This window comes from Enterobacter sp. 118C5 (assembly GCF_034107645.1).
Classification (GTDB): Bacteria; Pseudomonadota; Gammaproteobacteria; order Enterobacterales; family Enterobacteriaceae; genus Enterobacter; species Enterobacter nematophilus.
This window is the reverse complement of sequence record NZ_JAWNEU010000002.1, coordinates 370,515-394,833: the sequence shown is the minus strand read 5'-3', so window position 1 is coordinate 394,833 and position 24,319 is coordinate 370,515. Positions and strand designations below refer to the sequence as shown.

Below are 24,319 nucleotides of genomic sequence, written 5' to 3'. Positions count from 1 at the left end.
CTACCTAAGGACACCATTTGGAAAGCCTGTTGAACCTGACTGTTGCTGGTGGGGCGCCAGTCAGGATATTACAAATCACCGATACCCACCTTTTTGCCGAAAAGCATGAGACTTTACTGGGGGTTAATACCTGGGAGAGTTATCAGGCGGTACTGAGCGCCATTCACGCTGAACATCGCGACTGCGACCTGATTGTCGCAACGGGCGATCTGGCGCAGGACCAGTCCTCCGCGGCCTACCAGCACTTTGCTGAAGGCATCGCGAGCTTTAGCGTGCCTTGCGTCTGGCTGCCTGGAAACCACGATTTCCAGCCCGCTATGTACAGCTCCCTTCAGGATGCGGGGATCTCTCCGGCGAAGTGCGTATTTGCGGGTGAACAGTGGCAGATCCTGCTGCTGGACAGCCAGGTATTTGGCGTCCCGCACGGTGAATTAAGCGAGTTTCAACTCGACTGGCTGGAGACCAAACTGGCTGCCGAACCTGAGCGTTATACGCTGCTGCTGCTCCACCATCATCCGCTGCCGGCGGGCTGCAGCTGGCTGGATCAACACAGCCTGCGTAACTCCGCGGCGCTGGATAGCGTGCTGTCCAAATACCCGCGGGTGAAACACCTGCTGTGCGGACACATCCATCAGGAACAGGATCTCGACTGGAACGGACGCCGCATGCTGGCGACGCCGTCAACCTGCGTGCAGTTTAAGCCGCACTGCGCCAACTTTACGCTGGATACTATCGCGCCAGGCTGGCGCTGGCTGGAACTGCATGCCGACGGCACGCTGACCACGGAAGTCTGCCGTCTGGCAGGCGCAGAGTTCCGCCCGGATACCGCTTCAGAAGGCTACTGATGTCTACGCTCCTTTATCTGCACGGATTCAACAGCTCGCCGCGCTCCGCAAAAGCGACGCAGTTTCGCCAGTGGCTGAGCGAGCATCACCCCCAGGTTGAGATGATCATCCCGCAGCTGCCGCCTTACCCGGCGGAGGCGGCGGAAATGCTCGAATCGATCGTGCTTGAACACGGCGGTGAATCCTTTGGCGTGGTCGGCTCATCGTTGGGCGGGTACTATGCCACCTGGCTCTCACAATGCTTTATGCTGCCCGCCGTTGTGGTTAATCCGGCGGTACGGCCATTTGAGCTGCTGAGGGACTTTCTTGGCGAAAACGAGAACCCCTACACCGGGCAGCAATATGTGCTAGAGTCACGCCATATTTACGATCTCAAAGTTATGCAGGTCGACCCGCTTGAAGCGCCGGATCTCATCTGGCTGCTGCAGCAGACGGGTGATGAAGTGCTGGATTACCGCCAGGCAGTGGCGTATTACGCCTCCTGCCGCCAGACTATAGAAGAGGGCGGAAACCATGCTTTCACGGGCTTTGAGGATCATTTCACCCAGATTGTCGATTTTCTTGGACTGCACAGCCACTGACAATCAATGCGAATTGCTAGTTTAAATCATGACGCAAACCTATAACGCTGATGCCATTGAGGTACTCACCGGGCTTGAGCCGGTTCGCCGCCGCCCGGGGATGTATACCGATACGACGCGCCCAAACCATCTGGGCCAGGAAGTTATTGATAACAGTGTGGACGAAGCGCTGGCGGGCCATGCCAAACGCGTTGACGTCATCCTGCACGCCGATCAGTCGCTGGAAGTTATCGACGACGGCCGCGGCATGCCGGTGGACATCCACCCGGAAGAGGGCGTGCCTGCCGTTGAGCTGATCCTCTGCCGTCTGCACGCGGGCGGTAAGTTCTCCAACAAAAACTACCAGTTCTCTGGCGGTCTGCACGGCGTGGGGATTTCCGTGGTGAACGCCCTGTCCAAACGCGTGGAAGTGAACGTCCGTCGCGACGGCCAGGTCTACAACATCGCGTTTGAAAACGGCGAGAAGGTGCAGGATCTGCAGGTTGTCGGCACGTGTGCTAAACGCAACACCGGCACCAGCGTCCATTTCTGGCCTGACGAAAGCTTCTTCGACAGCCCGCGCTTTTCCGTTTCTCGCCTGACGCACCTGCTGAAAGCCAAAGCAGTGCTCTGCCCGGGCGTAGAAATCACCTTTAAAGATCACGTCAACAACACCGAGCAGACCTGGTGCTACGCCGATGGCCTTAACGACTACCTGTGCGAAGCGGTAAACGGCCTGCCGACGCTGCCGGAAAAACCGTTTGTCGGTAACTTTAGCGGCGATACCGAAGCCGTGGACTGGGCGCTGCTGTGGCTGCCGGAAGGCGGCGAGCTGCTCACCGAAAGCTACGTCAACCTGATCCCGACCATGCTCGGCGGTACGCACGTCAACGGCCTGCGTCAGGGCCTGCTGGACGCGATGCGCGAGTTCTGCGAATACCGCAACATTCTGCCGCGCGGCGTGAAGCTCTCGGCGGAAGACATCTGGGACCGCTGCGCCTACGTGCTCTCCGTGAAGATGCAGGATCCGCAGTTTGCCGGTCAGACCAAAGAGCGTCTGTCATCGCGCCAGTGCGCGGCGTTCGTCTCCGGCGTGGTGAAAGATGCATTTACCCTGTGGCTGAACCAGAACGTTCAGGCGGCTGAGATGCTGGCTGAAATGGCCATCTCCAGCGCCCAGCGTCGTCTGCGCGCCGCGAAGAAAGTGGTGCGTAAAAAGCTGACCAGCGGCCCTGCGCTGCCGGGCAAGCTGGCGGACTGCACCGCGCAGGATCTCAACCGCACCGAGCTGTTCCTCGTGGAAGGGGACTCGGCGGGCGGGTCGGCCAAGCAGGCGCGCGATCGTGAATATCAGGCGATCATGCCGCTCAAGGGTAAGATCCTGAACACCTGGGAAGTCTCTTCAGACGAAGTGCTGGCCTCGCAGGAAGTGCACGATATCTCCGTTGCGATCGGTATCGATCCTGACAGCGAAGATCTGAGCCAGCTGCGCTACGGCAAGATCTGTATTCTCGCGGATGCGGACTCCGATGGTCTGCACATCGCCACGCTGCTGTGCGCGCTGTTTGTGAAGCACTTCCGCACGCTGGTGAAAAATGGTCACGTCCACGTGGCGCTGCCGCCGCTCTACCGTATCGACCTCGGCAAAGAGGTTTACTACGCGCTGACGGAAGAAGAGAAAGCGGGTGTGCTGGAGCAGCTCAAGCGTAAGAAGGGCAAACCGAACGTGCAGCGCTTTAAAGGGCTGGGCGAAATGAACCCGATGCAGCTGCGCGAAACGACGCTGGATCCGAACACGCGCCGCCTGGTGCAGCTGACGATAAGCGACGAAGACGAACAGCAAACCAACGCCGTGATGGATATGCTCCTTGCCAAGAAACGTTCGGAAGACCGACGCAACTGGCTACAGGAGAAAGGCGATATGGCGGATATTGAGGCCTGATGAGCCCCCTCACCCTAACCCTCTCCCCAAAGGGGAGAGGGGATTGCACGGAGCCGTCTTTTCACCCTCGCACTAAAATCAAAACTCCATCTTCACCGTAAACTGCACCTCGCGCGGGTCGCCAATCTGGTTGCCCAGGTTGTTGGTCGCAATCGACGACGTGTAGTAGGTCTTATCAAACAGGTTCTTCACGTTCACCTGCAGCGTCACCGGATACTGTAGCTTCATCTTATACGCCGCAAACGCATCCGCCACGAAATAGCCCGGCAGATAATAATCCGCGCCGTTGGTCGCCGAGCGGCGGCTCACGCCGTGCCCGCCGCCGCCGAGCGTCAGGGTATTCCCGGCAAACGCATTGTGAATATCGTACGTCAGGAACAGGGAGCCGGTATGGCGCGGCACGTTCGGCAGCGGTTTGCCCGCGTAGTCCGGGTCTTCCAGCACTTTCGCGTCGGTATAGCCGTAGCTGGCGATAATGTTGGTGTTCTCCGTCAGCGACCCGGCAAGATCCACCTCCACGCCCTGAGAGCGCACGCGGCCCGCCGTTTTGGCGATGGTTTCGCCCCCGATGCTTTCGGTGTACAGCACGTTGCGCTTGTGGATATCAAACAGCGCGATATTGGCGGTAACTCCGTCGAACAGATCGAACTTTGCGCCCACTTCATACGCATTCGACGTTTCCGGCGGCAGATCGCCAATATAGCTTGCAATGGACGACTGCGGCATAAACGTCTGCGAATAGTTGGCAAACAGCGAGACTGCTGGCGTCAGTTTGTAAACCAGCCCCAGCTTCGGCGTCCACTGCTCGTCGCGGCTGTCGGTATTGACGCTAAACTGACGGCCTTTGCCCGCGTACTGGGTGTAATACTGGTAGCGCAGCCCGGCGACGGCGATCCATTTATCCGTCAGGTACAGGGCATCCTGAGCGTAGGCCGAGTAGCTCTCCTGCTTGAGCGTCTGGTCGCTGTCAGCGGCGGAGACGGTTGTACACTCGTCGAGCTTGCCGTAAACCGGATTATAGATATTGAAGCCTTTGACGTTCTTACAGCGCATCATGTCCGTGCGCAGCAGATCGTAATTTTCATACGACACGCCGGTGAGGATCTCATTATAAAAGCCCGCGATATCCACGTTCCCCTGCAGATCCGCACGGGTGCTGTGCATGCGCTGGGTTGAGCCCTGGGTTGCATCCACCCGTCGGGTCAGGGTGCCGGTTTTTGAATCGTAGGCCATGACGCGGGCCTGGTTGTCGCTGTATTTATCCTGGCTGTAGCTGTAGTCGAACTTCGCGGTCCACTGGCTGTTGAGGCGATACTCCGCGTTAAGCTGAGCGAGATCGGACTGCCCGTCGGTCACGTTAAACGGCTCGTCAAAGCGGGTTTTGCGATCGACGTCGACGGCTTTTTTGGTGTTGAGATCGAAGATCGTTCCGCGATCGAACGGTGTCTTATAGTCGCGATGCGAATAGAGCACGGTCACGGTGGCATCGTCGCCGAACCAGGTCAGCGACGGGGCGATAAACGTGCTGCGTTCGTTGCCGAAGTTGCGCCAGTAATCCTCGTCCTGATACTCGCCCGTGAGGCGATACGCCAGGCGCGTGCCGTCAATCGGACCGGTGATATCAACCTGTCCGGTGCCGCCGCCAAAGCTGGAAGAGGTGGCAGAAATCGAGCCGCCGAAGGTCTTCTCCGGGCGCTTCGTGACGACGTTAATCAGGCCGCCCGGATCGAGAATACCGTACAGCGTTGAGGCCGGGCCTTTCAGCACCTCCACGCGTTCGGTTGCGGCGTTAAAGCTGCGCGGCAGCACGGTGCGCAGGCCGTTGGTCATGATTGAGCCGTCGCGGTTTGCGCCGAATCCGCGGCGCACGAAGGCATCCTGCGTGCCGCCCAGGGTGTTGGTCTGCACCACGTTGCTGACGTTATACAGCGCTTCATCCAGCGTGGTGGCGTGCTGATCCTCCAGCACCTTATCGCTGACGGTATTCACCACCTGCGGGATATCCAGCATCGGCATGTTGGTTAGCGTGGCGGTAGAGGTGTTCAGCGGCTGGTAGCCGTTAGTGGCCTCCGCCGCAGCATTTGGATCGGCGGTGACGGTAAGCGTTTCGCCGTCTTTAGCCGTGGTGTCTGCTGCCTGCACCAGCGGTGCCATAAACAGCAGTGAAAAGAGCGCGTGCCCTTTTACCCCAGAGAGTGAAGGTGTGAACGTAGCCATTACATCTGTTATCCCAAAATATCCGTGAAGCACCTTCACGGAAGAACGTGTGAGTCATTGCCCTTTATGGTCTGCCCGTTAGCCAGAACCGGCATCGAACATGTAATTGAGAATCATTCAAGCATGCGGAAATGTAGTAGTAAATGTAAAAAGCTAAAAATCGGCTACATCTATGAAACGTAACGGAAAAGCGCAGTGGCATCCAATTAACTGATTGAAAATAAAATCTTTATTGTTTTGCCGATAGGTGTAGTAACGCTCCGTTATCCCTGGTTTTTTCAGGGTGTTTCTTCTCTTGACTACTACATGGCGCGGCCTCAAACTCTCAAAAGAGAATGATTTTTATTTATATTTGTTTCCCTTTTTTATTACGTTGGCATGCACGTGGCTCACAACACGACAAAACCGGGGCTGGTTCTGGAGAATCTTTCTGCCGGCTATCAGAAAAAAATCATCGTTGATGATATTTCCCTTGCGATCCCCCAGCAGAAAATCACCGTTCTGGTGGGGGCGAACGGCTGCGGAAAATCCACGCTGCTGAGCACCATCGCGCGTTTGCTCCAGCCGCTTGGCGGCGCGGCGGTTCTCGACGGCAAGGCGATCCACGCGCAGCCGACGAAAGCCGTTGCCCGCCAGCTTGGCATCCTGCCGCAGTCTCCGCTGCTGCCGGAAGGGTTAACCGTCTTTGAGCTGGTCTCGCGCGGGCGTTTTCCCTGGCAAAATTTTATGCGTCAGTGGAGCGACGAGGACGAGCGGGCGGTGGAGGAGGCCCTGCGCCTGACCGGCACCGCAGAGTTTGCCCACATGCCCGTCGAAAGCCTGTCCGGCGGCCAGCGTCAGCGCTGCTGGATCGCCATGGCGCTGGCGCAGCAAACGCCCTATATCCTGCTGGATGAACCCACCACGTTCCTCGATCTCCGCTATCAGGTGGAGATCCTCGAACTGCTGCATACGCTGACGCGCGAGCATGGGCGTACCGTGGTGGTGGTGCTGCACGATCTTAACTTCGCCGTGAACTACGGCGATTCGCTGGTCTTTTTACGCCAGGGAAAAGTCGAGGGCGTACTGCATGAGGGAGATGCCTGCACGCCGGAGCTGATTAAAGCGGTGTTTGATGTCGACGTGCATATGTCCATCAATCCGCTGACCGGTAAACCGTTCTTTATGCCGTTTCGCCAGGCCACAACACAGCCATGATGCGTACCTCTCTCGCTTTCCTGATTTTCGCCCTGCTGCTGGCAACGGGCGCGATTGCCCATCTGGGGATCGGCGCACGCTTTATCGCCCCGCAAACGGTGGTGGAGGCCTTCCTCCACTTCGATCCGCGCAATTTCGACCATAACATCATCATCAAACTCAGACTGTTGCGCCTCTGCGCCGCGATGGTGACAGGCGCCGCGCTCGGCGTGGCGGGCGTGCAGCTGCAATCCGCGATCCGCAACCCGCTCGGCGAACCGCATATTCTGGGGCTCAACGCCGGGGCGGCGCTGGCGGTAGTGCTGACCAGCGCGCTGGGGTTAACGCTGCCGTTTGGCCGCCCGCTGATTGCCGCAACCGGTGCCGCGGCGCTGTTTCTGCTGGTGCTTACGTTCTCCTCGTCCGGGCGCACCGGGCTGACGCCGATGAAGGTCACGCTGTGCGGCGTGGCGATGTCGGCGTTTGCCTCGTCGATTACCGCCACGGTGCTCATCCTGGATGAACAGACGCTGCTCGCCATGCGCACCTGGCTGGCGGGGGATTTGGCGGGGGTTAGCGGTGACACGATTGCCGCTGCCCTGTGGGTGGCGGGTGTGGGCTTTGTGCTGGCGCTCTGGCTGTCGCCCTCGCTCAACATGCTGGCGCTGGGCGACAGAATGGCGCAGGGGCTTGGCGTATCGCTGCTGAAAACGCGGCTGCTCGCCCTGCTGGCCATCGCGCTGCTCTGCGGTGCGGCAGTCTCCCTCGCCGGGCCTGTCGGCTTTATCGGCCTCGTGGTGCCGCAGCTCGTTCGCCGTCTGGTGTCGGTCGATCTCCGCGTGATGGTGCCCCTGTCCGCCCTGTGCGGGGCGCTGGTTCTACTGCTGGCGGATATCGCTGCCCGCACGCTGTTTTCGCCCTGGGAGCTGGCAACCGGCATCATGACCGCGCTGGTTGGCGCCCCGGTCTTTATCTTCATGGCCTCGAGGATGTTCAAATGAACCGCGCCGGACTGCGTGCGCTACGCGTGGGCGCCTTCTCGGCGCTGGTCCGTCCAAAAGCGCTGGTATGTCTGGTCATCCTGACGCTGGCCGCCTGCCTGCTGACGGCTTTTGGCCTGACGCACGGTTCTCTGCCCATCCCCACTTCCGCCATCGGGCGCGCGCTGTTTTATCCAGAAAGCCTGACGGCGGAGACGCGCTACATCGTGATGGATATCCGCCTGCCGCGCCTGCTGATGGCGGCGCTGTGCGGTGGAATGCTCGGCATGGCGGGGGCGGCAATGCAGTCTATTACCCGCAATGGCCTGGCCGATCCGGGGCTTATCGGCGTGAAAGAGGGCTGTAGCGCGGCGGTACTGCTGCTGATATTTCAGTTCCCGGCGCTGGGCCTGGCCTGGCGGCCGCTGGTTGGCATGGTCGGTGGACTGCTTACCGCGCTGCTGGTGGTGGCTCTGGCGCGCGATGTCTCACGTCCGCGATTCATCCTGATCGGCATCGGCGTGTCGTGGGTTTTTGCCGCCGCAATGGGCGTCTTTATGACCACGGCGGACGTGCGCGACGTGCAGACGGCGATGCTGTGGCTGGCGGGCAGCCTGCACGCGGCAAACTGGACGCTGGTCTGCATTGCCGCTGTCTGGGCGCTTCCGGCGTTTGCGCTGCTGCTGTTTACCGCCCGCGCTGCGGACGTGGCGCTGCTCGGTAACCACGCCGCAGCGGGCCTTGGCGTTCGCACAAACCGGCTGGCGCTGCTGAGGGTTCTCGCCCCGGTAGTGCTCACGGCGGCCTGCGTCTCCTGCGTGGGCAGCATTGGTTTTGTCGGGCTGATTGCGCCGCATATGGCACGCCTGCTGCTCCGCGGCGGGCAAACGGCGCTCCTGACGGGAAGCGCCGTGCTGGGGGCGCTGCTGGTGCTGCTGGCGGATAACGTCGGGCGGCTGGCATTCCTCCCGCTGCAGCTGCCGGCGGGAATTGTGATTTCACTGATTGGCGGACCGTTTTTCCTGCTGCTGCTCTGGCAGCGTCGGGACAGATTTTAGGGGATTAACATGCGCATACTGTTTTCGATGCTGTTGCTGGTGGGGCTTACGGCGAGCGCGGCCGAGCCGACGCAGACGTTTACTGACGATCTGAACCGTAAGGTGGTGGTGCCGGTGCATCCGAAACGGATCGTCTCGCTACACGACCTGGACATTACCATTCCGCTGATTGAGCTTGGCGTACCGCCGGTGGCGAGCCATGGCCGCACCCGGCCGGACGGCAGCCACTTTCTGCGCTCCAGCGGCATGTTGACCGGCGTCGACTTCGATAATTCCGACATCAAATTTATTGGCACTGCGGATATCGACATTGAAGCCATCGCCGCCGCAAAACCGGACCTGATCGTTACCGAGCCGACGCGCAACACCCCGGTGGAACAGCTGGAGAAAATTGCCCCGACGGTGAGCATCGATCATCTCGACGGCGGCGCGCCGGAGATCTACCGCAAGCTGGCGCAGCTGACGGGCACGCAGGCGCGGCTCAAGGTTCTGGAGCGGCGCTATCAGGAGCAGATTAAGGCGCTGAAAGCGACTATTGATACCCGCAAGGTGAGCGTATCGGTGATTCAGGCCAATCAGGGGAAAATCAACGCCATGCACAGCTACCACTCGCTGGGCCGCGTGCTGCGTGATGCCGGGTTCACCTTCCCGCCGCTGATTGAGTCTATCCCGGAAGGGGGGCGAATTGACGTCAGCGCCGAGCGGCTGCCGGAGCTGGATGCGGATTTCGTTTTCGCCACCTGGCGCGGGGATACGGGCGGCAAACCGCAGGACGAGCTGGCGGCGATGGATGCGGTAATGCCCGGCTGGTGCCAGTTCCTGAATGCCTGTCGGACCGGACACTACGTGCTGATCTCGCGTGAAGAGGCCATCTCGAACTCGTTCGCCTCGTTAGGGCTGATGGTCGCGCAGGTCCAGTCGCAGATTGCCGGACGTCCGCTGCCGGAGGCGTCACGATGAGCCGTAAAGTTGATCTCTTCGGCGACCGCCTGCGCTCCCGGTCGCACCAGCTCACGCCGCGGCTGCTGCAGGTGGCGCGCTATATCAATGAAAATCGGGAAGCGGTGATGGAGCAGACGGCCATGGAGATTGCGACGCTGCTGAAAACGTCGGACGCCACCGTCGTTCGCGCCATCCAGGCGCTGGGTTTCGCCGGGCTGCGCGATCTCAAGCAGACGCTGGAGCAGTGGTTTGGCCCGGTCGTGACCTCCAGCGAAAAGATGTCCACTACGGTGAATACGCTGACCAGCGACGTCAATGCGAGCATTGATTTCGTGCTGGAGGGGCATCAGCACACCTGTGAAGTGTTGTCTGAACCCCATAACCGCTTCGCGATGGCACAGGCGGTCTCGCTGCTGGCGCAGGCGAGGCAGGTCGCCATATTTGGGATTGGCGCGTCCGGCATTCTGGCCGAATACACCGCCAGGCTGTTCAGCCGAATGGGGCTACCCGCTACGCCGCTTAACCGCACCGGAATAGGGCTGGCCGAGCAGCTGATCGGGCTCCAGCGCGGGGATGTGCTGATCATGATGGCGCAAAAATCCGCGCACCGGGAAGGGCAAACCACGCTGCGCGAAGCAAAACGGCTGGGTATTCCCACGATTTTGCTCACCAACGCCACCGACTCGCGATTCAGCAAAGAGGCCAGCGTGGTGATCCACGTCCCGCGCGGCGGCGAGAAGGGCAAAATTCCGCTCCACGGCACGGTGCTTCTGTGCCTGGAGATGATTGTTTTGTCCGTCGCCTCCACCGAGCCGCAGCGCACCATCAAGTCGATGAAGCGTATCAACGAGTTACATCGTGGGTTAAAGCCGGGGAAGAAGAGCAGCTGATTTCCCCGACTCGCGGATCACGCTTTCGGAATACGCAGCGTCTGGCCGGGGTAGATTTTATCCGGGCTGGAGAGCATCGGGCGGTTAGCCTCAAAAATCTTGTTGTACTGGTTGGCATCGCCGTACACGGTTTTGGAGATAGCGCTCAGGGTGTCGCCGGATTTCACCGTGTAGTAAGTGGCTTCATCTTTGGCATCGGTGGCGGTGATGTTGTTTTCCACCTCGCTGACGCCCGCGATGTTGCCGACGGCGACCTGGATTTTTTCTTTCTGCTCCTGGGTCAGCCCGTCGCCCGTCACGCTGGCCTTGCCGTCGGTAACGTTAACCTGAACTTTGTCTGAACCGGGAATGTTGAGTTTCTTGAGGTGCTCGGTGATTTTGTCGCTCTGACCTTTGTGGTCGGTCAGGTTATCCCATAGCTTTTCGCCTGCTTCTTTCACGAAGTTAAAAAGACCCATTCCATCCTCCTGTTAATCATGAAGTCAGAATAAGCATAGCAGGTCAGAGAGAATTCCCTCCCCGGAAGGAGAGGGAAGGCAGGTTTTAAACACCTTGCTCCAGAATACGGATGTGGGTCTCCAGCACGTCACCCTTCACCGCGTCGCTCCACGCTTTCATGTGCGCGGTCTGCAGGTGTGCTTCAAGGTGCGCGACGGTTTCCCACTGCTCAACCATGATAATGGAGTCTGGCGCGGTGGCCTGGAAGCTTGCGTCGGTAGCGGCGTCCACCATCGGCGCGTAGCCGTGGCAGCCTTCTTCTTTCAGTACGGTTGGGATGATTTTCGCGAACTGATCCAGCACCGCCTGGCGGTGATGTTGACCTGGACGAGTACGGATTTCTGCGATTACTGTAAGCATGGTTACTACTCCTTTAATTCCAGGCTACCAGTTAAGCAAAAATTTTCGCGAGATGCTTGCGATATTCTGCGATATAGCTCGGGACGTCAGGCATTTTAATCACGTCGTTGACGATAAAGGTCGGCAGCGGATCCATCCCCAGGAACTGGTTCGCCTTGTGGAACGGCAGATACGCGCCGTCTACGCCCACGCCTTCGAAGAACTGATCTTTTTCGGTGAAGGCTTCCAGAGGGGCGTTCCAGGTCAGGGAGAGCATGTACTTTTTGCCCTGAATCAGGCCGCCGGAGCCGTATTTTTTAGACGCGTCTGAGCGGGTGCGTCCGTCGCTGGCATACAGCGAACCGTGACCTTCGGTGAAGACGTCGTCCATGTACTTTTTCACGGTCCACGGCGCGCCCATCCACCAGCCCGGCATCTGCCAGATCACCACGTCGGCCCACAGGAAGTTCTGCACTTCGGCCTTCACGTCATAGCTGCTGTCCGCGCGCACGACCTTAACATCATGCCCGGCGTCGCGCAGGAAACCGTCCGCGACCTCGGTCAGGGTGTCATTCAGCTGGCCTTTAGAGTGCGCGAACTCTTTCGCGCCGTTGATAATCAGAATGTTGCTCATTTTTTGTCCTCGATGCTGAGAGTATGTCGGGTATTCTACGCGCGAGGACGGAGCGGAAAAATGAGCAAAATGTGCAAAGTCTTTTGCGTTAAATGCAATAATCCCTTACCAGCTAACCTCCACTTCAAAGCCGCCTTCTGGCGCATTGCCGAGCGAGACGCGCATGCCGTGCAGGGCGGCAATGCGTTTCACAATGGATAACCCCAGCCCGCTGCCCGTGGCGTCCTGACCCGGCGGGCGATAAAAGCGCTCGCCGAGACGCGCCAGCGCATCGGGTGAAATGCCCGGGCCGTTGTCGCGCACGGTGAAGCTACGGGTGTTCAGCGTCACGTCTACCACGCTGCCGCGCGGGCTGTAGCGGGTGGCGTTATCCAGCAGGTTACGCACCAGCAGGCTCAGAAGCAGCTGCTGACCCGTGCGGGTCACCTCCGGCGCGTTGATGTGCAGACGAACATCAATACCCGCCTGCTGCGCCGGAGGGTAGATATCCATCACCGCAGACTGCAGCAGGTCGGCCATCGCTATCTGTTCTACGTCGTCCAGGCTATCCAGCGAGTCCAGGCGCGACAGCGTAAGGAGCTGATCCACCAGCCGGGAGGCGCGGTCGATACCCGCGTGCAGCTGCGCCAGCGCTTTTTCCTGCGCCTGCGGATCGTCCTGAGAAAGCTGCGCCACGTCGGTTTGCACCTTCAGCGCCGCCAGCGGGCTGCGCAGCTCGTGGGCGGCGTCGGAGGTGAAGCGGCGCTCGCGGGTCATCATCTCCTGGGTTCGGGCAAAGAGATGGTTCAGCGAGTCGAGCAGGGGGCGCACTTCCGCCGGCACGCCCTGCGTGGGCAGGGCGTCGGTGGCATCCGGCGAGCGAGAACGCAGGGTCTGGGCCAGCTTTTTCAGGGGCTTCAGCTCCCGGCTCAGCAGGACAATAAGCAACAGCAGCATCACCGGCAGCGCCACCAGCCACGGCGTTAGCTGTGAGCTGACCACGTCCAGCGCCATATCCTGCCGGTACTCCCACTCCTGGCCGACCACCACGCGGTATTTTCCGTCTGGCGACGTCAGCCATAAAAAGCGCCATTCGTCGTTGTCATCCTGAAGCCGTCCGTCATCAAAGCCGTCACGACGATAGTGATACGGGATATCGCGCCCGTTTTCGCCGTCGTTAAGGATCATCGTGCCGTCTGCAGCGTAAATAGCGAAGGCCAGCGCGTCATCGTCCAGATGCCCGTGTTTGGCCTTTTTCGGCACCTCGCGCATGCGCTCCGGCGCGCGGATCTCGTCCAGATCCATCGTCAGCAGCCGTTTGGCAAATAGCATCTGCTGCGTGTCGAACAGCTTGTCGAGCTTGTCGGTGGTCTGCTGCCACGCCACCAGGCTGGCGGCAAACCAGGCCGCCAGGGACAGCGCTAAAAAGAGGAGCGTCAGGCGCAGCTTCAGGCTCAGCTTCATGCGTCACCCAGGGTGTAGCCGATGCCGTGCACGGTGCGGATAAACTCGCTCCCGAGCTTGCGGCGTAAATGATGAACGTGGACTTCCACGGCGTTGCTTGAGACGTCATCGTCCCAGGTATAAAGCTTTTCCTCGATCAGCTTGCGCGGCAGCACCCGGCCCGCGTTACGCATTAACAGCTCCAGCAGGGCGAACTCTTTCGGTTTAAGCGTCAGCGTTTCGCCCTCCAGCGTGGCGACGAGGCTTGCCGGGTCGAGCGTCACCTTGCCGTGACGCAACTCGCTGCGCGTCTGGCCGTGGCTGCGGCGCACCAGCGCTTCCAGGCGGGCGGCCACTTCTATCAGCGCGAACGGCTTGCAGAGATAATCGTCCGCACCGAGGCGCAGCCCTTCAACGCGCTGGTTCAGCGCATCCCGCGCCGTCAGGATCAGTACCGGCTCGCTGTGCCCGCTTTCGCGCCAGGCGCGCAGGATCTCCAGACCGTCCATTCCCGGCAGGGTCAGGTCGAGCACGACGGCATCATAGGGCGCAGAGGCGAGCGCGGCCTGCCCGGTTTTCCCGTCGGTAAACCAGTCCACGCTAAAGCCCAGTTTGCTTAAGCCCGCTTTGATGCCATCGCCAATTAACCCGTCGTCTTCTACCAGTAAAATGCGCATGTTCCCTCCTTGATGCCGTCAGTAAACCCTCTGCAAGCGCCTGCTGTACAGTAAAAATAAATAAATTTTCCCCTTAAGAAGTTGTTAAGGTTTACCCTGTTTAATGGATTGTGAAACGACATTAAAGGGAGAGATTACGATGAAAAAATTCGCTGCAGTTGCTGCCATCATGATGATGACCACCGCGCCGGTCTTTGCTGCACAGGGCGGTTTTACTGGCCCATCTGCGACACAAACTCAGACGCAAACCCAGCAGGGCGGCTTTGTCGATAACAACGCCAACCTCACCACCGCGGCTAAAGTCAAAGATCTGAAGGACGATGCCTGGGTGAAGCTGCGCGGTAACATTACCGAGCGCCTGTCCGACGACCGCTACACCTTCCGCGATGAGTCCGGCACGGTGGTGGTCGAGATTGACAACAAGCGCTGGAACGGCGTGACCGTCACCCCGCAGGATAAAGTCGAGCTGCAGGGTAAAGTCGACAAAGACTGGAACGAGTTTGAAATCGACGTGAAGCAGGTTATCAAGCTGAACAAATAACCCAAAAAGGGCCGCATACGCGGCCCTTTTTCTTTGTGACTCAATTCGCCAGATGAGGTAGTATCTGCGGCAATATTGCCTGAAACCCTTCGGTTTCTGAGTTGAGGAATCACACGTAATGAGCGATATGGCAGAGCGCCTCGCGCTACATGAATTCACGGAAAACGCCTACCTGAACTACTCCATGTACGTCATCATGGACAGGGCGTTGCCGTTTATCGGGGATGGCCTGAAGCCCGTTCAGCGCCGCATCGTCTATGCGATGTCCGAACTGGGGCTGAACGCCACCGCCAAGTTCAAGAAATCCGCCCGTACCGTGGGCGACGTACTGGGTAAATACCATCCGCACGGCGACAGCGCCTGCTATGAAGCGATGGTATTGATGGCCCAGCCGTTCTCCTACCGCTACCCGCTGGTGGACGGGCAGGGGAACTGGGGTGCGCCGGACGATCCGAAATCCTTCGCGGCGATGCGTTATACCGAATCCCGCCTGTCCAAATACGCCGAAGTGCTGCTGGGCGAGCTGGGTCAGGGAACCGTTGACTGGGTGCCAAACTTCGACGGTACGCTGCAGGAGCCGAAGATGCTGCCTGCGCGTCTGCCGAACATCCTGCTGAACGGTACCACCGGTATCGCCGTCGGCATGGCGACGGACATTCCGCCGCACAACCTGCGTGAAGTGGCAAAAGCCGCCATCACCCTGATCGAGCAGCCGAAAACCTCGCTGGACGAGCTGCTGGATATCGTCCAGGGGCCGGACTACCCGACCGAAGCCGAGATCATCACCTCGCGTGCGGAAATCCGCAAAATCTACCAGAACGGTCGCGGCTCCGTGCGCATGCGCGCGGTGTGGAATAAAGAGGACGGCGCCGTGGTGATCACCGCGCTGCCGCACCAGGTTTCCGGTGCCAAAGTGCTGGAGCAGATCGCCTCCCAGATGCGCAATAAAAAGCTGCCGATGGTGGACGACCTGCGCGACGAATCGGACCACGAGAACCCGACCCGTCTGGTGATCGTGCCGCGCTCTAACCGCGTGGACATGGAGCAGGTGATGAACCACCTGTTCGCCACCACCGATCTGGAAAAAAGCTACCGCATCAACCTGAACATGATCGGCCTCGACGGTCGCCCGGCGGTGAAAAACCTGCTGGAGATCCTCTCCGAATGGCTGACCTTCCGCCGCGATACGGTACGCCGTCGTCTGAACCATCGTCTGGAGAAAGTGCTTAAGCGCCTGCATATCCTCGAAGGTTTGCTGGTGGCGTTCCTCAATATCGACGAAGTGATTGAGATCATCCGCACCGAGGACGAGCCGAAGCCCGCCCTGATGTCGCGCTTCGGCATCAGCGAAACCCAGGCCGAAGCGATCCTCGAACTGAAGCTGCGCCATCTCGCCAAACTGGAAGAGATGAAGATCCGCGGCGAGCAAAGCGAGCTGGAAAAAGAGCGCGATCAGCTGCAGGCGATCCTCGCGTCCGAGCGCAAGATGAACACCCTGCTGAAGAAAGAGCTGCAGGCGGATGCAGACGCATTTGGCGACGACCGTCGTTCTCCGCTGCACGAGCGCGAAGAAGCGAAGGCGATGAACGAGCACGACATGCAGCCGTCCGAGCCGGTGACCATTGTGCTGTCGCAGAGCGGCTGGGTGCGCAGCGCCAAAGGCCACGATATCGACGCGCCGGGTCTGAGCTACAAAGCGGGCGACAGCTTTAAAGCGGCGGTGAAAGGCAAGAGCAACCAGCCGGTGGCGTTTATCGACTCCACCGGTCGCAGCTACGCCATCGACCCGATCACGCTGCCTTCCGCGCGCGGCCAGGGCGAACCGCTGACCGGCAAGCTGACGCTGCCGCCGGGCGCAACGGTTGACCACATGCTGATGGAGGCCGACGACCAGAAGCTGCTGATGGCGTCCGACGCGGGCTACGGCTTTATCTGTACCTTTAACGACCTGGTGTCGCGCAACCGTGCCGGTAAAGCGCTGATCAGCCTGCCGGACAACGCCCACGTGATGACGCCGCTGGTGATTGAGAACGAGAGCGACATGCTGCTGGCGATCACCTCTGCCGGGCGTATGCTGATGTTCCCGGTCAGCGACCTGCCGGAGCTGTCGAAAGGCAAGGGCAACAAGATCATCAACATCCCGTCGGCGGAAGCCGCGAAAGGTGAAGATGGCCTGGCGCACCTCTTCCTGCTGCCGCCGCAGAGCACGCTGACCATTCACGTCGGCAAGCGTAAGATCAAACTGCGTCCGGAAGAGCTGCAGAAAGTGGTGGGCGAGCGCGGTCGCCGCGGTTCGCTGATGCGCGGCCTGCAGCGTATCGACCGCGTGGAGATTGATTCGCCTGCGCGCAGCGGTGCGGGCGACAGCGAAGAGTAATGTCGTGACACCCCCTCTGTCCGGAGGGGGATTTCAATAAAATTTCCCGTAAAATCGTTGTTAATTCGTGCGTTGCGATTAACAATACGCGCTCGTAATAAAGTCCTTACCTGGCCACAGGTGAAGTATAATTGTCAGCTGTTGGGGCTTCAGAGGTCGCTATGCTATATATTGTTCGTCTTATTCTTACCGTTATCTACTGCATTCTGGTCTGTATTTTCGGCTCTATTTACTGCCTGTTCAGCCCTCGTAATCCGAAGCATGTTGCCACCTTTGGCCATATGTTCGGCCGCCTTGCGCCGCTGTTTGGCCTGAAGGTTGAAAAACGCCTGCCTGAAGGGGCGGAGAATTTCGGTAACGCCATCTATATCGCTAACCATCAGAACAACTACGATATGGTGACGGCCTCCAATATCGTTCTGCCGCCGACCGTAACGGTGGGGAAAAAAAGCCTGCTGTGGATCCCGTTTTTTGGCCAGCTGTACTGGCTGACCGGTAACCTGCTGATCGACCGTAACAACCGTGCAAAAGCGCACGGCACCATTGCGGAAGTAGTGAACCATTTTAAAAAGCGCAAAATATCCATCTGGATGTTCCCGGAAGGGACGCGCAGCCGCGGTCGCGGCCTGCTGCCGTTTAAAACCGGCGCGTTTCATGCCGCAATTGCGGCAGGTGTTCCAATTATTCCCGTGTGCGTTTCCAATACTTCTAATAAGATTAATCTTAACCGCCTGAATAATGGTCTGGTGATTGTCGAAATGCTGCCACCCGTCGATACCAGCAAATACGGTAAAGACCAGGTGCGCGAGCTGGCAGCGCACTGCCGCGAGCTGATGGCTCAGCATATTGCGCTGCTGGATAAAGAAGTCGCAGAAAGAGAAGCCGCCGGTAAGGTTTAATCCGGCGTTAAAGGGAAAAAGAATTCCCGCGTTGTTAGTCGTTTCAGATGGAGCTTATATGTCACTCAGTCGGCGTCAGTTTATTCAGGCTTCGGGGATTGCCCTTTGTGCGGGTGCGATGCCGCTGACAGCCAGCGCCGCCGGGCAGCAGCAGCCGCTGCCCATTCCGCCGTTGATTGAATCCCGTCGCGGGCAGCCGCTTTTCCTCACGCTTCAGCGCAGCCACTGGTCCTTTACCCAGGGCACGCGCGCGCAGGTATGGGGCATTAACGGACGCTACCTCGGGCCGACCATCCGCGTGTGGAACGGCGATGACGTTAAGCTCATTTACAGCAACCGGACGACTGAAAATGTCGCGATGACCGTCAGTGGATTGCAGGTTCCTGGCCCGCTGATTGGCGGCGCGGCGCGAATGATGTCCCCCAACGCCGACTGGGCGCCCGTCCTGCCGATCCGCCAGAGCGCGGCAACCCTGTGGTATCACGCCAATACCCCTAACCGTACGGCGCAGCAGGTCTATAACGGCCTGGCCGGCATGTGGCTGGTGGAAGATGAGGTCAGTAAATCGCTGCCGATCCCGAACCACTACGGCGTGGATGATTTCCCGGTCATCATTCAGGACAAACGTCTGGATAACTTCGGCACGCCGGAGTACAGCGAGCCGGGGAGCGGTGGCTTTGTCGGCGATACTCTGCTGGTTAACGGCGCGCAGAGCCCGTACGTGGAAGTGTCTCGCGGCTGGGTGCGCCTGCGCCTGCTCAACGCCTCTAACTCGCGTCGCTATCAGCTGCAGATGAGCGATGGCCGCCCGCTGCACGTGATCTCCGGCGACCAGGGCTTTTTACCCGCGCCGGTCTCCGTTAAACAGCTGGCGCTGGCGCCGGGAGAGCGCCGCGAAATTCTGGTGGATATGACTAACGGGGATGAAGTCTCCGTCACCTGTGGTGAAGCCGCGAGCATCGTTGACCGTATTCGCGGGTTCTTTGAGCCGTCGAGCATTCTGGTCTCCACGCTGGTGTTAACCCTGCGTCCAACCGGCCTGCTGCCGCTGGTCACCGACAGCCTGCCGATGCGCCTGCTGCCGCAGGAGATCATGAGCGGTTCGCCGGTGCGCAGCCGCGATATTAGCCTTGGGGACGACCCCGGCATCAACGGTGCGCTGTGGGACGTGAACCGTATTGATATCACCGCCCAGCAGGGCACCTGGGAGCGCTGGACGGTGCGTTCAGATATGCCGCAGTCATTCCATATTGAAGGGGTGTCATTCCTGATCCGCAACGTCAACGGCGCGATGCCGTTCCCGGAAGATCGCGGCTGGAAAGATACCGTCTGGGTGGACGGCCAGGTTGAACTGCTCGTCTACTACGGCCAGCCCTCCTGGCCGCACTTCCCGTTCCTGTTCCACAGCCAGACGCTGGAGATGATGGACAGGGGCTCCGTAGGGCAGATGCTGGTTAACCCCGCGCCGTAACCCCCTTACATTCCCGGTTCGCCGGGAATGTTTTATGCCCGCCAGAAAAAGCGCGAGAACAGAATCAGCACGGGGTAAATTTCCAGACGCCCTAAGATCATCGCCGCGCACATCAGCAGCTTCGCTCCCTCTGTTAACGTGCCAAACGTCGACGCCGTCTCGCCAAACCCCAGCCCCATGTTGTTGATACAGGCGGCAACCGTTGCGAATGACGTAAACAGGTCGTAGCCCATCAGATTAAGCGCCCAGACAAAAAAGCCCGTGATCATCACGTAGAGAAAGAAGAAGCTCCATACCGAGCGCAGGACGCGTTCATTCACCACGCTTTTGCCCACCTTAATGCTCAGCAGCGCTCTCGGATGGGCCAGCTGGTTCATCTCCTGAATACTCTGCTTGAACATAATGAGAAAACGCAGGGCTTTGATCCCGCCGCAGGTCGAGCCTACGCAGCCGCCAAAAAAGCTGGCGCTTAATAGCAGGAAGATCGTATGCGCGGGCCACTGGGCGTAGTCGGCGGTCGAAAGGCCGTTATCGGTCATCATCGAGCTGGCAAGGAAGAAGGCGTGCACCAGGCTATCGACAGGGTTGTACATTCCCGCGTGCCAGACCTGCCAGGCGGTGATGATGATAATCACCGCGGCGGCGCTCAGAAAGAATCTCACCTCCGGGCTGCGGCGAATCGGCTTCAGGGTGCGTCGGACAATGGCGACGTACCAGAGGGTGAAGTTAAACGCGGAGAGCAGCGAAAACGCCCCGGCGACCAGCTCAATCGCGTGGCTGTCATAAAACCCAATGCTCTCGCTGCGGGTGGAGAACCCGCCCAGCGACACCGTCGAAAGCCCGTGGCAGAGGGCGTCAAAAAATGACATTCCCGCCAGCCAGTAGGCCAGGGTACAGGCCACGCCCAGCGCGAAATAGGTCATCCACAGGGTGCGCGCGGTATCGGCAAGGCGGGGCGTCAGGCGCTCCTCCTTGAACGGGCCCGGCATCTCTGACTGATAGAGCTTCATGCCACCAATGCCCAGCAGCGGCAGAACCGCGACGGCCAGCACGATGACGCCTAGCCCGCCGATGAAATTGAGCTGCGCGCGATAATAAAGGTACGACTTCGGCAGGGCGCTGACGTCCCCGATCACCGTCGCCCCGGTGGTGGTGATCCCGGAAACCCCTTCAAAAAGCGCGTCCGCAAAGGAGAGGTGCAGGCCATCGTCCATCCATAGCGGCATGGCGCTTATCAATGAAAACAGCAGCCAGAACAGCACGATGATCACGAAACCGTCGCGGGTGCGCAGCTGTATGCCGGCGTAGCGGGTTGCCCGCCAGGTTAACCCCCCGAGGCTGAAAAAGGTCAAAAAGGTGGTCAAAAACGCAAAGTAGGTCCGCTCTTTATTAAGCAGGGCGATGACCATCGGCGGCAGCATTGAGAGGCTGTACAGCAGAACCAAAAAACCGCAGAGGTGGAGCACAACCCGCAGCTGAGACACATGTAACGAATCGTTGAACTTCACAAAGCAACTCCACGCCAGAATTCCTCCCGGCGGCTGAGGACCGGGAGAGTCAGGGGTAATTATGATGCAAAATTAACAGGGCGCTGTATTTTAACGACTTCCACGAATATCTGCCCGCTTCCTGCATCCTTTTCTTCAAATTGGGCGGATGAACAGCGTATAATCCCGCTCCTTTTGTCTATTTTTTCTTCGGAAGCATTATGAGCGCAATCTCCCTGATCCAGCCGGATCGTGACCTCTTCTCCTGGCCCCAGTACTGGGCGGCCTGCTTTGGACCGGCGCCGTTCCTGCCGATGTCCCGGGAAGAGATGGACCAGCTGGGCTGGGATAGCTGCGACATCATTCTGGTCACGGGCGATGCCTACGTTGACCACCCGAGCTTTGGTATGGCGATTTGTGGCCGTATGCTCGAAGCGCAGGGCTTCCGCGTGGGGATCATCTCCCAGCCCGACTGGAACAGCAAAGACGACTTTATGCGTCTGGGAAAACCGAACCTGTTCTTCGGCGTGACCGCCGGCAACATGGACTCGATGATCAACCGCTATACCGCCGACCGCAAGCTGCGCCATGACGACGCCTACACGCCGGATAACGTGGCGGGCAAACGTCCGGATCGCGCGACCCTGGTCTATACCCAGCGCTGCAAAGAGGCCTGGAAAGACGTGCCGGTGATCCTCGGCGGCATCGAGGCGAGCCTGCGCCGCACCGCGCACTACGACTACTGGTCAGATACCGTGCGTCGCTCGGTGCTGGTGGACTCCAAGGCCGACATGCTGATTTACGGTAACGGCGAGCGTCCGCTGGTGGAAGTGGCGCACCGCCTGTCGCAGGGCGAGCCGGTAAGCAGCATCCGCGACGTGCGCAATACCGCGATCATGGTGAAAGAGGCGCTGCCGGGCTGGAGCGGGGTGGATTCCCGCATCATTGATATGCCGGGCAAAATCGACCCGATCCCGCACCCGTACGGAGAAGATCTGCCGTGTGCCGATAACAAGCCGGTTGAGCCGAAGAAAGCGGAAGCGAAGGCTATCGTTGTGCAGCCTCCGCGCCCGAAGCCGTGGGAAAAGACCTATGTGCTGCTGCCGTCCTACGAGAAGGTGAAGGCCGACAAGGTGCTTTACGCGCACGCGTCCCGTATTCTGCACCATGAAACCAACCCGGGCTGCGCCCGCGCGCTGATGCAGAAGCACGGCGAGCGTTTTATCTGGATCAACCCGCCGGCGATCCCGCTCTCCACCGAAGAGATGGACAGCGTCTTTGCGCTGCCGTACAAGCGCGTGCCGCACCCGGCGTACGGCAACGCCCGTATCCCGGCGTATGAGATGATCCGCTTCTCGATCAACATCATGCGCGGCTGCTTCGGCGGCTGCTCCTTCTGCTCCATTACCGAGCACGAGGGGCGCATCATTCAGAGCCGCTCTGAAGATTCGATCATCAATGAGATCGAAGCCATTCGCGACTCGGTGCCTGGCTTTACCGGCGTGATCTCCGATCTCGGCGGCCCAACCGCGAACATGTATATGCTGCGCTGCAAGTCGCCGCGCGCGGAGCAGACCTGCCGTCGTCTCTCCTGCGTCTACCCGAGCATTTGCGAGCACATGGATACCAACCACGAGCCGACGATCAACCTCTACCGCCGCGCGCGCGATCTGAAGGGCATCAAGAAGATCCTCATCGCCTCCGGGGTGCGTTACGACATCGCCGTGGAAGATCCGCGCTATATCAAAGAGCTGGCGACGCACCATGTCGGCGGCTACCTGAAGATTGCGCCAGAGCACACCGAAGAAGGCCCGCTGTCGAAGATGATGAAGCCGGGCATGGGCAGCTACGATCGCTTTAAGCAGCTGTTCGACACCTACTCGAAACAGGCGGGTAAAGAGCAGTATCTGATCCCGTACTTCATCTCCGCGCACCCGGGCACGCGCGATGAAGACATGGTGAACCTGGCGCTGTGGCTGAAGCAGCGTCGCTTCCGTCTGGACCAGGTGCAGAACTTCTATCCTTCTCCGCTCGCCAACTCGACGACCATGTATTACACCGGCAAAAACCCGCTGAGTAAGATTGGCTACAAGAGTGAAGAGGTGGTGGTGCCGAAAGGGGATAAACAGCGCCGTCTGCACAAGGCGCTGCTGCGTTACCACGACCCGAAAAACTGGCCGCTGATCCGCCAGGCGCTGGAAGAGATGGGTAAAAAACACCTGATCGGCTCGCGCCGCGACTGCCTGGTTCCGGCCCCGACGCTGGATGAGATGCGCGAAGCGCGCCGCCAGAACCGCAATACGCGCCCGGCGCTGACCAAGCACACGCCGATTGTGCATCAGCGTTCGAACGGTGGGGCTACGGGAACGAAAAAAGCGGGAAAACGTAAGATCGGATAACGATGAGGACATTGCCCCTCACCCTAACCCTCTCCCCAAAGGGGAGAGGGAACTTGAACACCCTCTCCCCTTTGGGGAGAGGGCTGGGTGAGGGGGAGGGGGAAAACTACCCGCCAAACTGATCCGGGTCCGGCCCAAGCCGCTTGCCCTTATCCAGCTTCGCAATCTCACCCAGCTCGTCTTTGTCCAGTCGGAAATCCCAGACGTCGAAGTTCTCGGCAATGCGCGACGGCGTAACTGATTTCGGAATGACCACCAGGCCGTTGTCCAGATGCCAGCGAATGACGATCTGCGCCGGGGTTTTGCCGTATTTATCCGCCAGGTCGCGGATGATTTTCTGATCGAACACGCCTTCACCGCCCTGCGCCAGCGGGCTCCAGGACTCGGTCTGGATCTTGTGGGTGGCGTTCCAGGCGTGAAGCTGACGCTGCTGCAGCAGCGGGTGCAGCTCGATCTGGTTAATCACCGGCGCAACGCCCGTTTCGTCAATCAGGCGCTGCAGGTGATGCACCTGGAAGTTACAGACGCCGATGCTTTTCACCAGCCCCTCTTTCTGCAGGTCAATCATCCCTTTCCAGGCGTCAACGTAATGGTCAATGGCCGGAACCGGCCAGTGCATCAGGTACAGATCGACGAAATCGAGCTGGAGTTTCTCCAGGCTCTCCTGCAACGCTTCACGGGGGCGCTTTTGATCGTCGTTCCACAGTTTGGTGGTGATGAATAGCTCATCGCGGGGGACGCCGGCGCTGGCCAGCGCGGTCCCCACGCCGTCCTCGTTTTTGTACGCGGCGGCGGTATCAATCGACCGATAGCCAACTTCGAGTGCTTTATGAATGGCGGAGACGACCTCGTCGTTACCGGCTTTCCATACACCTAGCCCCAGTTGGGGCATCACGTTGCCGTCCTGCAGCTTGATTACGGTTTGGTTTGCCATTTTTCCTCCTTCAGGTGCGCATCGTCGGAGG

The 24,319-nt window shown here is 59.5% G+C and carries 21 protein-coding genes; 13 read left to right on the top strand and 8 right to left on the bottom strand.

Annotated elements, in window-relative coordinates; translation table 11 throughout:
* Positions 1 to 17 precede the first annotated feature (17 nt).
* The 3 genes from cpdA to parE are packed head-to-tail and all read left to right on the top strand — an operon-like array spanning position 18 to position 3,347.
* The gene (gene cpdA / locus UTO39_RS07115; RefSeq protein ID WP_320726816.1) at positions 18 to 845 is read left to right on the top strand and encodes a 3',5'-cyclic-AMP phosphodiesterase; all 828 of its coding nucleotides are present in this window, start codon (positions 18 to 20) and stop codon (positions 843 to 845) included.
* On the top strand, positions 845 to 1,426 hold the full coding sequence (gene yqiA / locus UTO39_RS07110; protein ID WP_320726815.1) for an esterase YqiA: 582 nt from the start codon (positions 845 to 847) through the stop codon (positions 1,424 to 1,426). The genes cpdA and yqiA overlap by 1 nt, the downstream gene beginning before the upstream one ends.
* Positions 1,427 to 1,454: 28 nt before the next feature.
* The gene (gene parE, locus UTO39_RS07105; protein WP_028014439.1) at positions 1,455 to 3,347 is read left to right on the top strand and encodes a DNA topoisomerase IV subunit B; all 1,893 of its coding nucleotides are present in this window, start codon (positions 1,455 to 1,457) and stop codon (positions 3,345 to 3,347) included.
* A 78-nt stretch (positions 3,348 to 3,425) separates the two neighbouring features.
* Here parE and UTO39_RS07100 read toward each other — a convergent pair whose 3' ends face one another.
* Complete coding sequence (locus tag UTO39_RS07100) at positions 3,426 to 5,564, bottom strand: TonB-dependent siderophore receptor (protein ID WP_320726814.1); 2,139 nt, start codon at positions 5,562 to 5,564, stop codon at positions 3,426 to 3,428.
* Positions 5,565 to 5,948: 384 nt separating this feature from the next.
* On the opposite strand from UTO39_RS07100, the gene UTO39_RS07095 reads away from it, so the two are divergent.
* From UTO39_RS07095 to UTO39_RS07075, 5 genes are read left to right on the top strand one after another with little or no spacing between them, the layout of a single operon-like run.
* Positions 5,949 to 6,761, top strand: coding sequence for an ABC transporter ATP-binding protein (locus UTO39_RS07095; RefSeq protein ID WP_320726813.1), 813 nt, complete (start codon positions 5,949 to 5,951; stop codon positions 6,759 to 6,761).
* Positions 6,758 to 7,741, top strand: coding sequence for an iron ABC transporter permease (locus tag UTO39_RS07090; protein WP_320726812.1), 984 nt, complete (start codon positions 6,758 to 6,760; stop codon positions 7,739 to 7,741). The genes UTO39_RS07095 and UTO39_RS07090 overlap by 4 nt, the downstream gene beginning before the upstream one ends.
* Positions 7,738 to 8,778 (top strand): iron ABC transporter permease, encoded by a 1,041-nt coding sequence (locus tag UTO39_RS07085; protein ID WP_320726811.1) that lies wholly within the window; start codon positions 7,738 to 7,740, stop codon positions 8,776 to 8,778. The genes UTO39_RS07090 and UTO39_RS07085 overlap by 4 nt, the downstream gene beginning before the upstream one ends.
* A 9-nt stretch (positions 8,779 to 8,787) precedes the next feature.
* Entirely contained in the window at positions 8,788 to 9,738 is a 951-nt protein-coding gene (locus UTO39_RS07080; RefSeq protein WP_061097048.1) for an iron-siderophore ABC transporter substrate-binding protein, read from the top strand.
* Positions 9,735 to 10,610, top strand: a complete 876-nt coding sequence (locus UTO39_RS07075) for a MurR/RpiR family transcriptional regulator (RefSeq protein ID WP_320726810.1) — start codon at positions 9,735 to 9,737, stop codon at positions 10,608 to 10,610. The genes UTO39_RS07080 and UTO39_RS07075 overlap by 4 nt, the downstream gene beginning before the upstream one ends.
* A 17-nt stretch (positions 10,611 to 10,627) precedes the next feature.
* On the opposite strand, the gene lysM is transcribed toward UTO39_RS07075, so the two are convergent.
* From lysM to qseB, 5 genes are all read right to left on the bottom strand, one after another.
* On the bottom strand, positions 10,628 to 11,068 hold the full coding sequence (gene lysM, locus UTO39_RS07070) for a peptidoglycan-binding protein LysM (RefSeq protein ID WP_003862507.1): 441 nt from the start codon (positions 11,066 to 11,068) through the stop codon (positions 10,628 to 10,630).
* Between the two features lie 85 nt (positions 11,069 to 11,153).
* On the bottom strand, positions 11,154 to 11,468 hold the full coding sequence (locus UTO39_RS07065; protein WP_008502984.1) for a putative quinol monooxygenase: 315 nt from the start codon (positions 11,466 to 11,468) through the stop codon (positions 11,154 to 11,156).
* Between the two features lie 31 nt (positions 11,469 to 11,499).
* The gene (locus UTO39_RS07060; protein ID WP_061097054.1) at positions 11,500 to 12,081 is read right to left on the bottom strand and encodes an NAD(P)H-dependent oxidoreductase; all 582 of its coding nucleotides are present in this window, start codon (positions 12,079 to 12,081) and stop codon (positions 11,500 to 11,502) included.
* 105 nt (positions 12,082 to 12,186) lie between these two features.
* Positions 12,187 to 13,524, bottom strand: coding sequence for a quorum sensing histidine kinase QseC (qseC, locus tag UTO39_RS07055; protein WP_061097055.1), 1,338 nt, complete (start codon positions 13,522 to 13,524; stop codon positions 12,187 to 12,189).
* Complete coding sequence (gene qseB, locus UTO39_RS07050) at positions 13,521 to 14,180, bottom strand: quorum sensing response regulator transcription factor QseB (protein ID WP_061097056.1); 660 nt, start codon at positions 14,178 to 14,180, stop codon at positions 13,521 to 13,523. The genes qseC and qseB overlap by 4 nt, the downstream gene beginning before the upstream one ends.
* Positions 14,181 to 14,319: 139 nt before the next feature.
* Here qseB and UTO39_RS07045 point away from each other — a divergent pair, with 139 nt between their 5' ends.
* The 4 genes from UTO39_RS07045 to ftsP all read left to right on the top strand — a co-directional run bounded on the left by UTO39_RS07045 (position 14,320) and on the right by ftsP (position 19,468).
* Complete coding sequence (locus UTO39_RS07045) at positions 14,320 to 14,721, top strand: YgiW/YdeI family stress tolerance OB fold protein (RefSeq protein ID WP_061097057.1); 402 nt, start codon at positions 14,320 to 14,322, stop codon at positions 14,719 to 14,721.
* Positions 14,722 to 14,839: 118 nt separating this feature from the next.
* Positions 14,840 to 17,098 (top strand): DNA topoisomerase IV subunit A, encoded by a 2,259-nt coding sequence (gene parC, locus UTO39_RS07040; protein WP_320726809.1) that lies wholly within the window; start codon positions 14,840 to 14,842, stop codon positions 17,096 to 17,098.
* Between the two features lie 161 nt (positions 17,099 to 17,259).
* A complete protein-coding gene (plsC, locus tag UTO39_RS07035) occupies positions 17,260 to 17,997 on the top strand; it encodes a 1-acylglycerol-3-phosphate O-acyltransferase (protein ID WP_061097059.1) in 738 nt (245 codons plus the stop codon).
* A gap of 58 nt (positions 17,998 to 18,055) precedes the next feature.
* Positions 18,056 to 19,468 carry a cell division protein FtsP gene (gene ftsP / locus UTO39_RS07030; RefSeq protein WP_253543300.1) on the top strand — a complete coding sequence of 471 codons (1,413 nt, stop codon included), beginning with the start codon at positions 18,056 to 18,058 and terminating at the stop codon, positions 19,466 to 19,468.
* Positions 19,469 to 19,500: 32 nt separating this feature from the next.
* Here ftsP and UTO39_RS07025 read toward each other — a convergent pair whose 3' ends face one another.
* The gene (locus tag UTO39_RS07025; protein WP_151414059.1) at positions 19,501 to 20,976 is read right to left on the bottom strand and encodes a TrkH family potassium uptake protein; all 1,476 of its coding nucleotides are present in this window, start codon (positions 20,974 to 20,976) and stop codon (positions 19,501 to 19,503) included.
* A 200-nt stretch (positions 20,977 to 21,176) separates the two neighbouring features.
* Here UTO39_RS07025 and UTO39_RS07020 point away from each other — a divergent pair, with 200 nt between their 5' ends.
* Positions 21,177 to 23,354: a YgiQ family radical SAM protein gene (locus UTO39_RS07020; protein WP_320726808.1), complete on the top strand. Its 2,178-nt coding sequence runs from the start codon at positions 21,177 to 21,179 to the stop codon at positions 23,352 to 23,354.
* Between the two features lie 106 nt (positions 23,355 to 23,460).
* On the opposite strand, the gene dkgA is transcribed toward UTO39_RS07020, so the two are convergent.
* Positions 23,461 to 24,288 carry a 2,5-didehydrogluconate reductase DkgA gene (gene dkgA, locus UTO39_RS07015; protein WP_061097063.1) on the bottom strand — a complete coding sequence of 276 codons (828 nt, stop codon included), beginning with the start codon at positions 24,286 to 24,288 and terminating at the stop codon, positions 23,461 to 23,463.
* Between the last annotated feature and the right edge of the window lie 31 nt (positions 24,289 to 24,319).

Coding starts and splice junctions, on each gene's coding strand:
- yqiA (WP_320726815.1), top strand. CDS start 845: ATGTCTACGCTCCTTTATCTGCACGGATTCAACAGCTCGCCGCGCTCC.
- parE (WP_028014439.1), top strand. CDS start 1,455: ATGACGCAAACCTATAACGCTGATGCCATTGAGGTACTCACCGGGCTT.
- UTO39_RS07100 (WP_320726814.1), bottom strand. CDS start 5,564: ATGGCTACGTTCACACCTTCACTCTCTGGGGTAAAAGGGCACGCGCTC.
- UTO39_RS07090 (WP_320726812.1), top strand. CDS start 6,758: ATGATGCGTACCTCTCTCGCTTTCCTGATTTTCGCCCTGCTGCTGGCA.
- UTO39_RS07085 (WP_320726811.1), top strand. CDS start 7,738: ATGAACCGCGCCGGACTGCGTGCGCTACGCGTGGGCGCCTTCTCGGCG.
- UTO39_RS07080 (WP_061097048.1), top strand. CDS start 8,788: ATGCGCATACTGTTTTCGATGCTGTTGCTGGTGGGGCTTACGGCGAGC.
- UTO39_RS07075 (WP_320726810.1), top strand. CDS start 9,735: ATGAGCCGTAAAGTTGATCTCTTCGGCGACCGCCTGCGCTCCCGGTCG.
- lysM (WP_003862507.1), bottom strand. CDS start 11,068: ATGGGTCTTTTTAACTTCGTGAAAGAAGCAGGCGAAAAGCTATGGGAT.
- UTO39_RS07065 (WP_008502984.1), bottom strand. CDS start 11,468: ATGCTTACAGTAATCGCAGAAATCCGTACTCGTCCAGGTCAACATCAC.
- UTO39_RS07060 (WP_061097054.1), bottom strand. CDS start 12,081: ATGAGCAACATTCTGATTATCAACGGCGCGAAAGAGTTCGCGCACTCT.
- qseC (WP_061097055.1), bottom strand. CDS start 13,524: ATGAAGCTGAGCCTGAAGCTGCGCCTGACGCTCCTCTTTTTAGCGCTG.
- qseB (WP_061097056.1), bottom strand. CDS start 14,180: ATGCGCATTTTACTGGTAGAAGACGACGGGTTAATTGGCGATGGCATC.
- UTO39_RS07045 (WP_061097057.1), top strand. CDS start 14,320: ATGAAAAAATTCGCTGCAGTTGCTGCCATCATGATGATGACCACCGCG.
- parC (WP_320726809.1), top strand. CDS start 14,840: ATGAGCGATATGGCAGAGCGCCTCGCGCTACATGAATTCACGGAAAAC.
- plsC (WP_061097059.1), top strand. CDS start 17,260: ATGCTATATATTGTTCGTCTTATTCTTACCGTTATCTACTGCATTCTG.
- ftsP (WP_253543300.1), top strand. CDS start 18,056: ATGTCACTCAGTCGGCGTCAGTTTATTCAGGCTTCGGGGATTGCCCTT.
- UTO39_RS07020 (WP_320726808.1), top strand. CDS start 21,177: ATGAGCGCAATCTCCCTGATCCAGCCGGATCGTGACCTCTTCTCCTGG.
- dkgA (WP_061097063.1), bottom strand. CDS start 24,288: ATGGCAAACCAAACCGTAATCAAGCTGCAGGACGGCAACGTGATGCCC.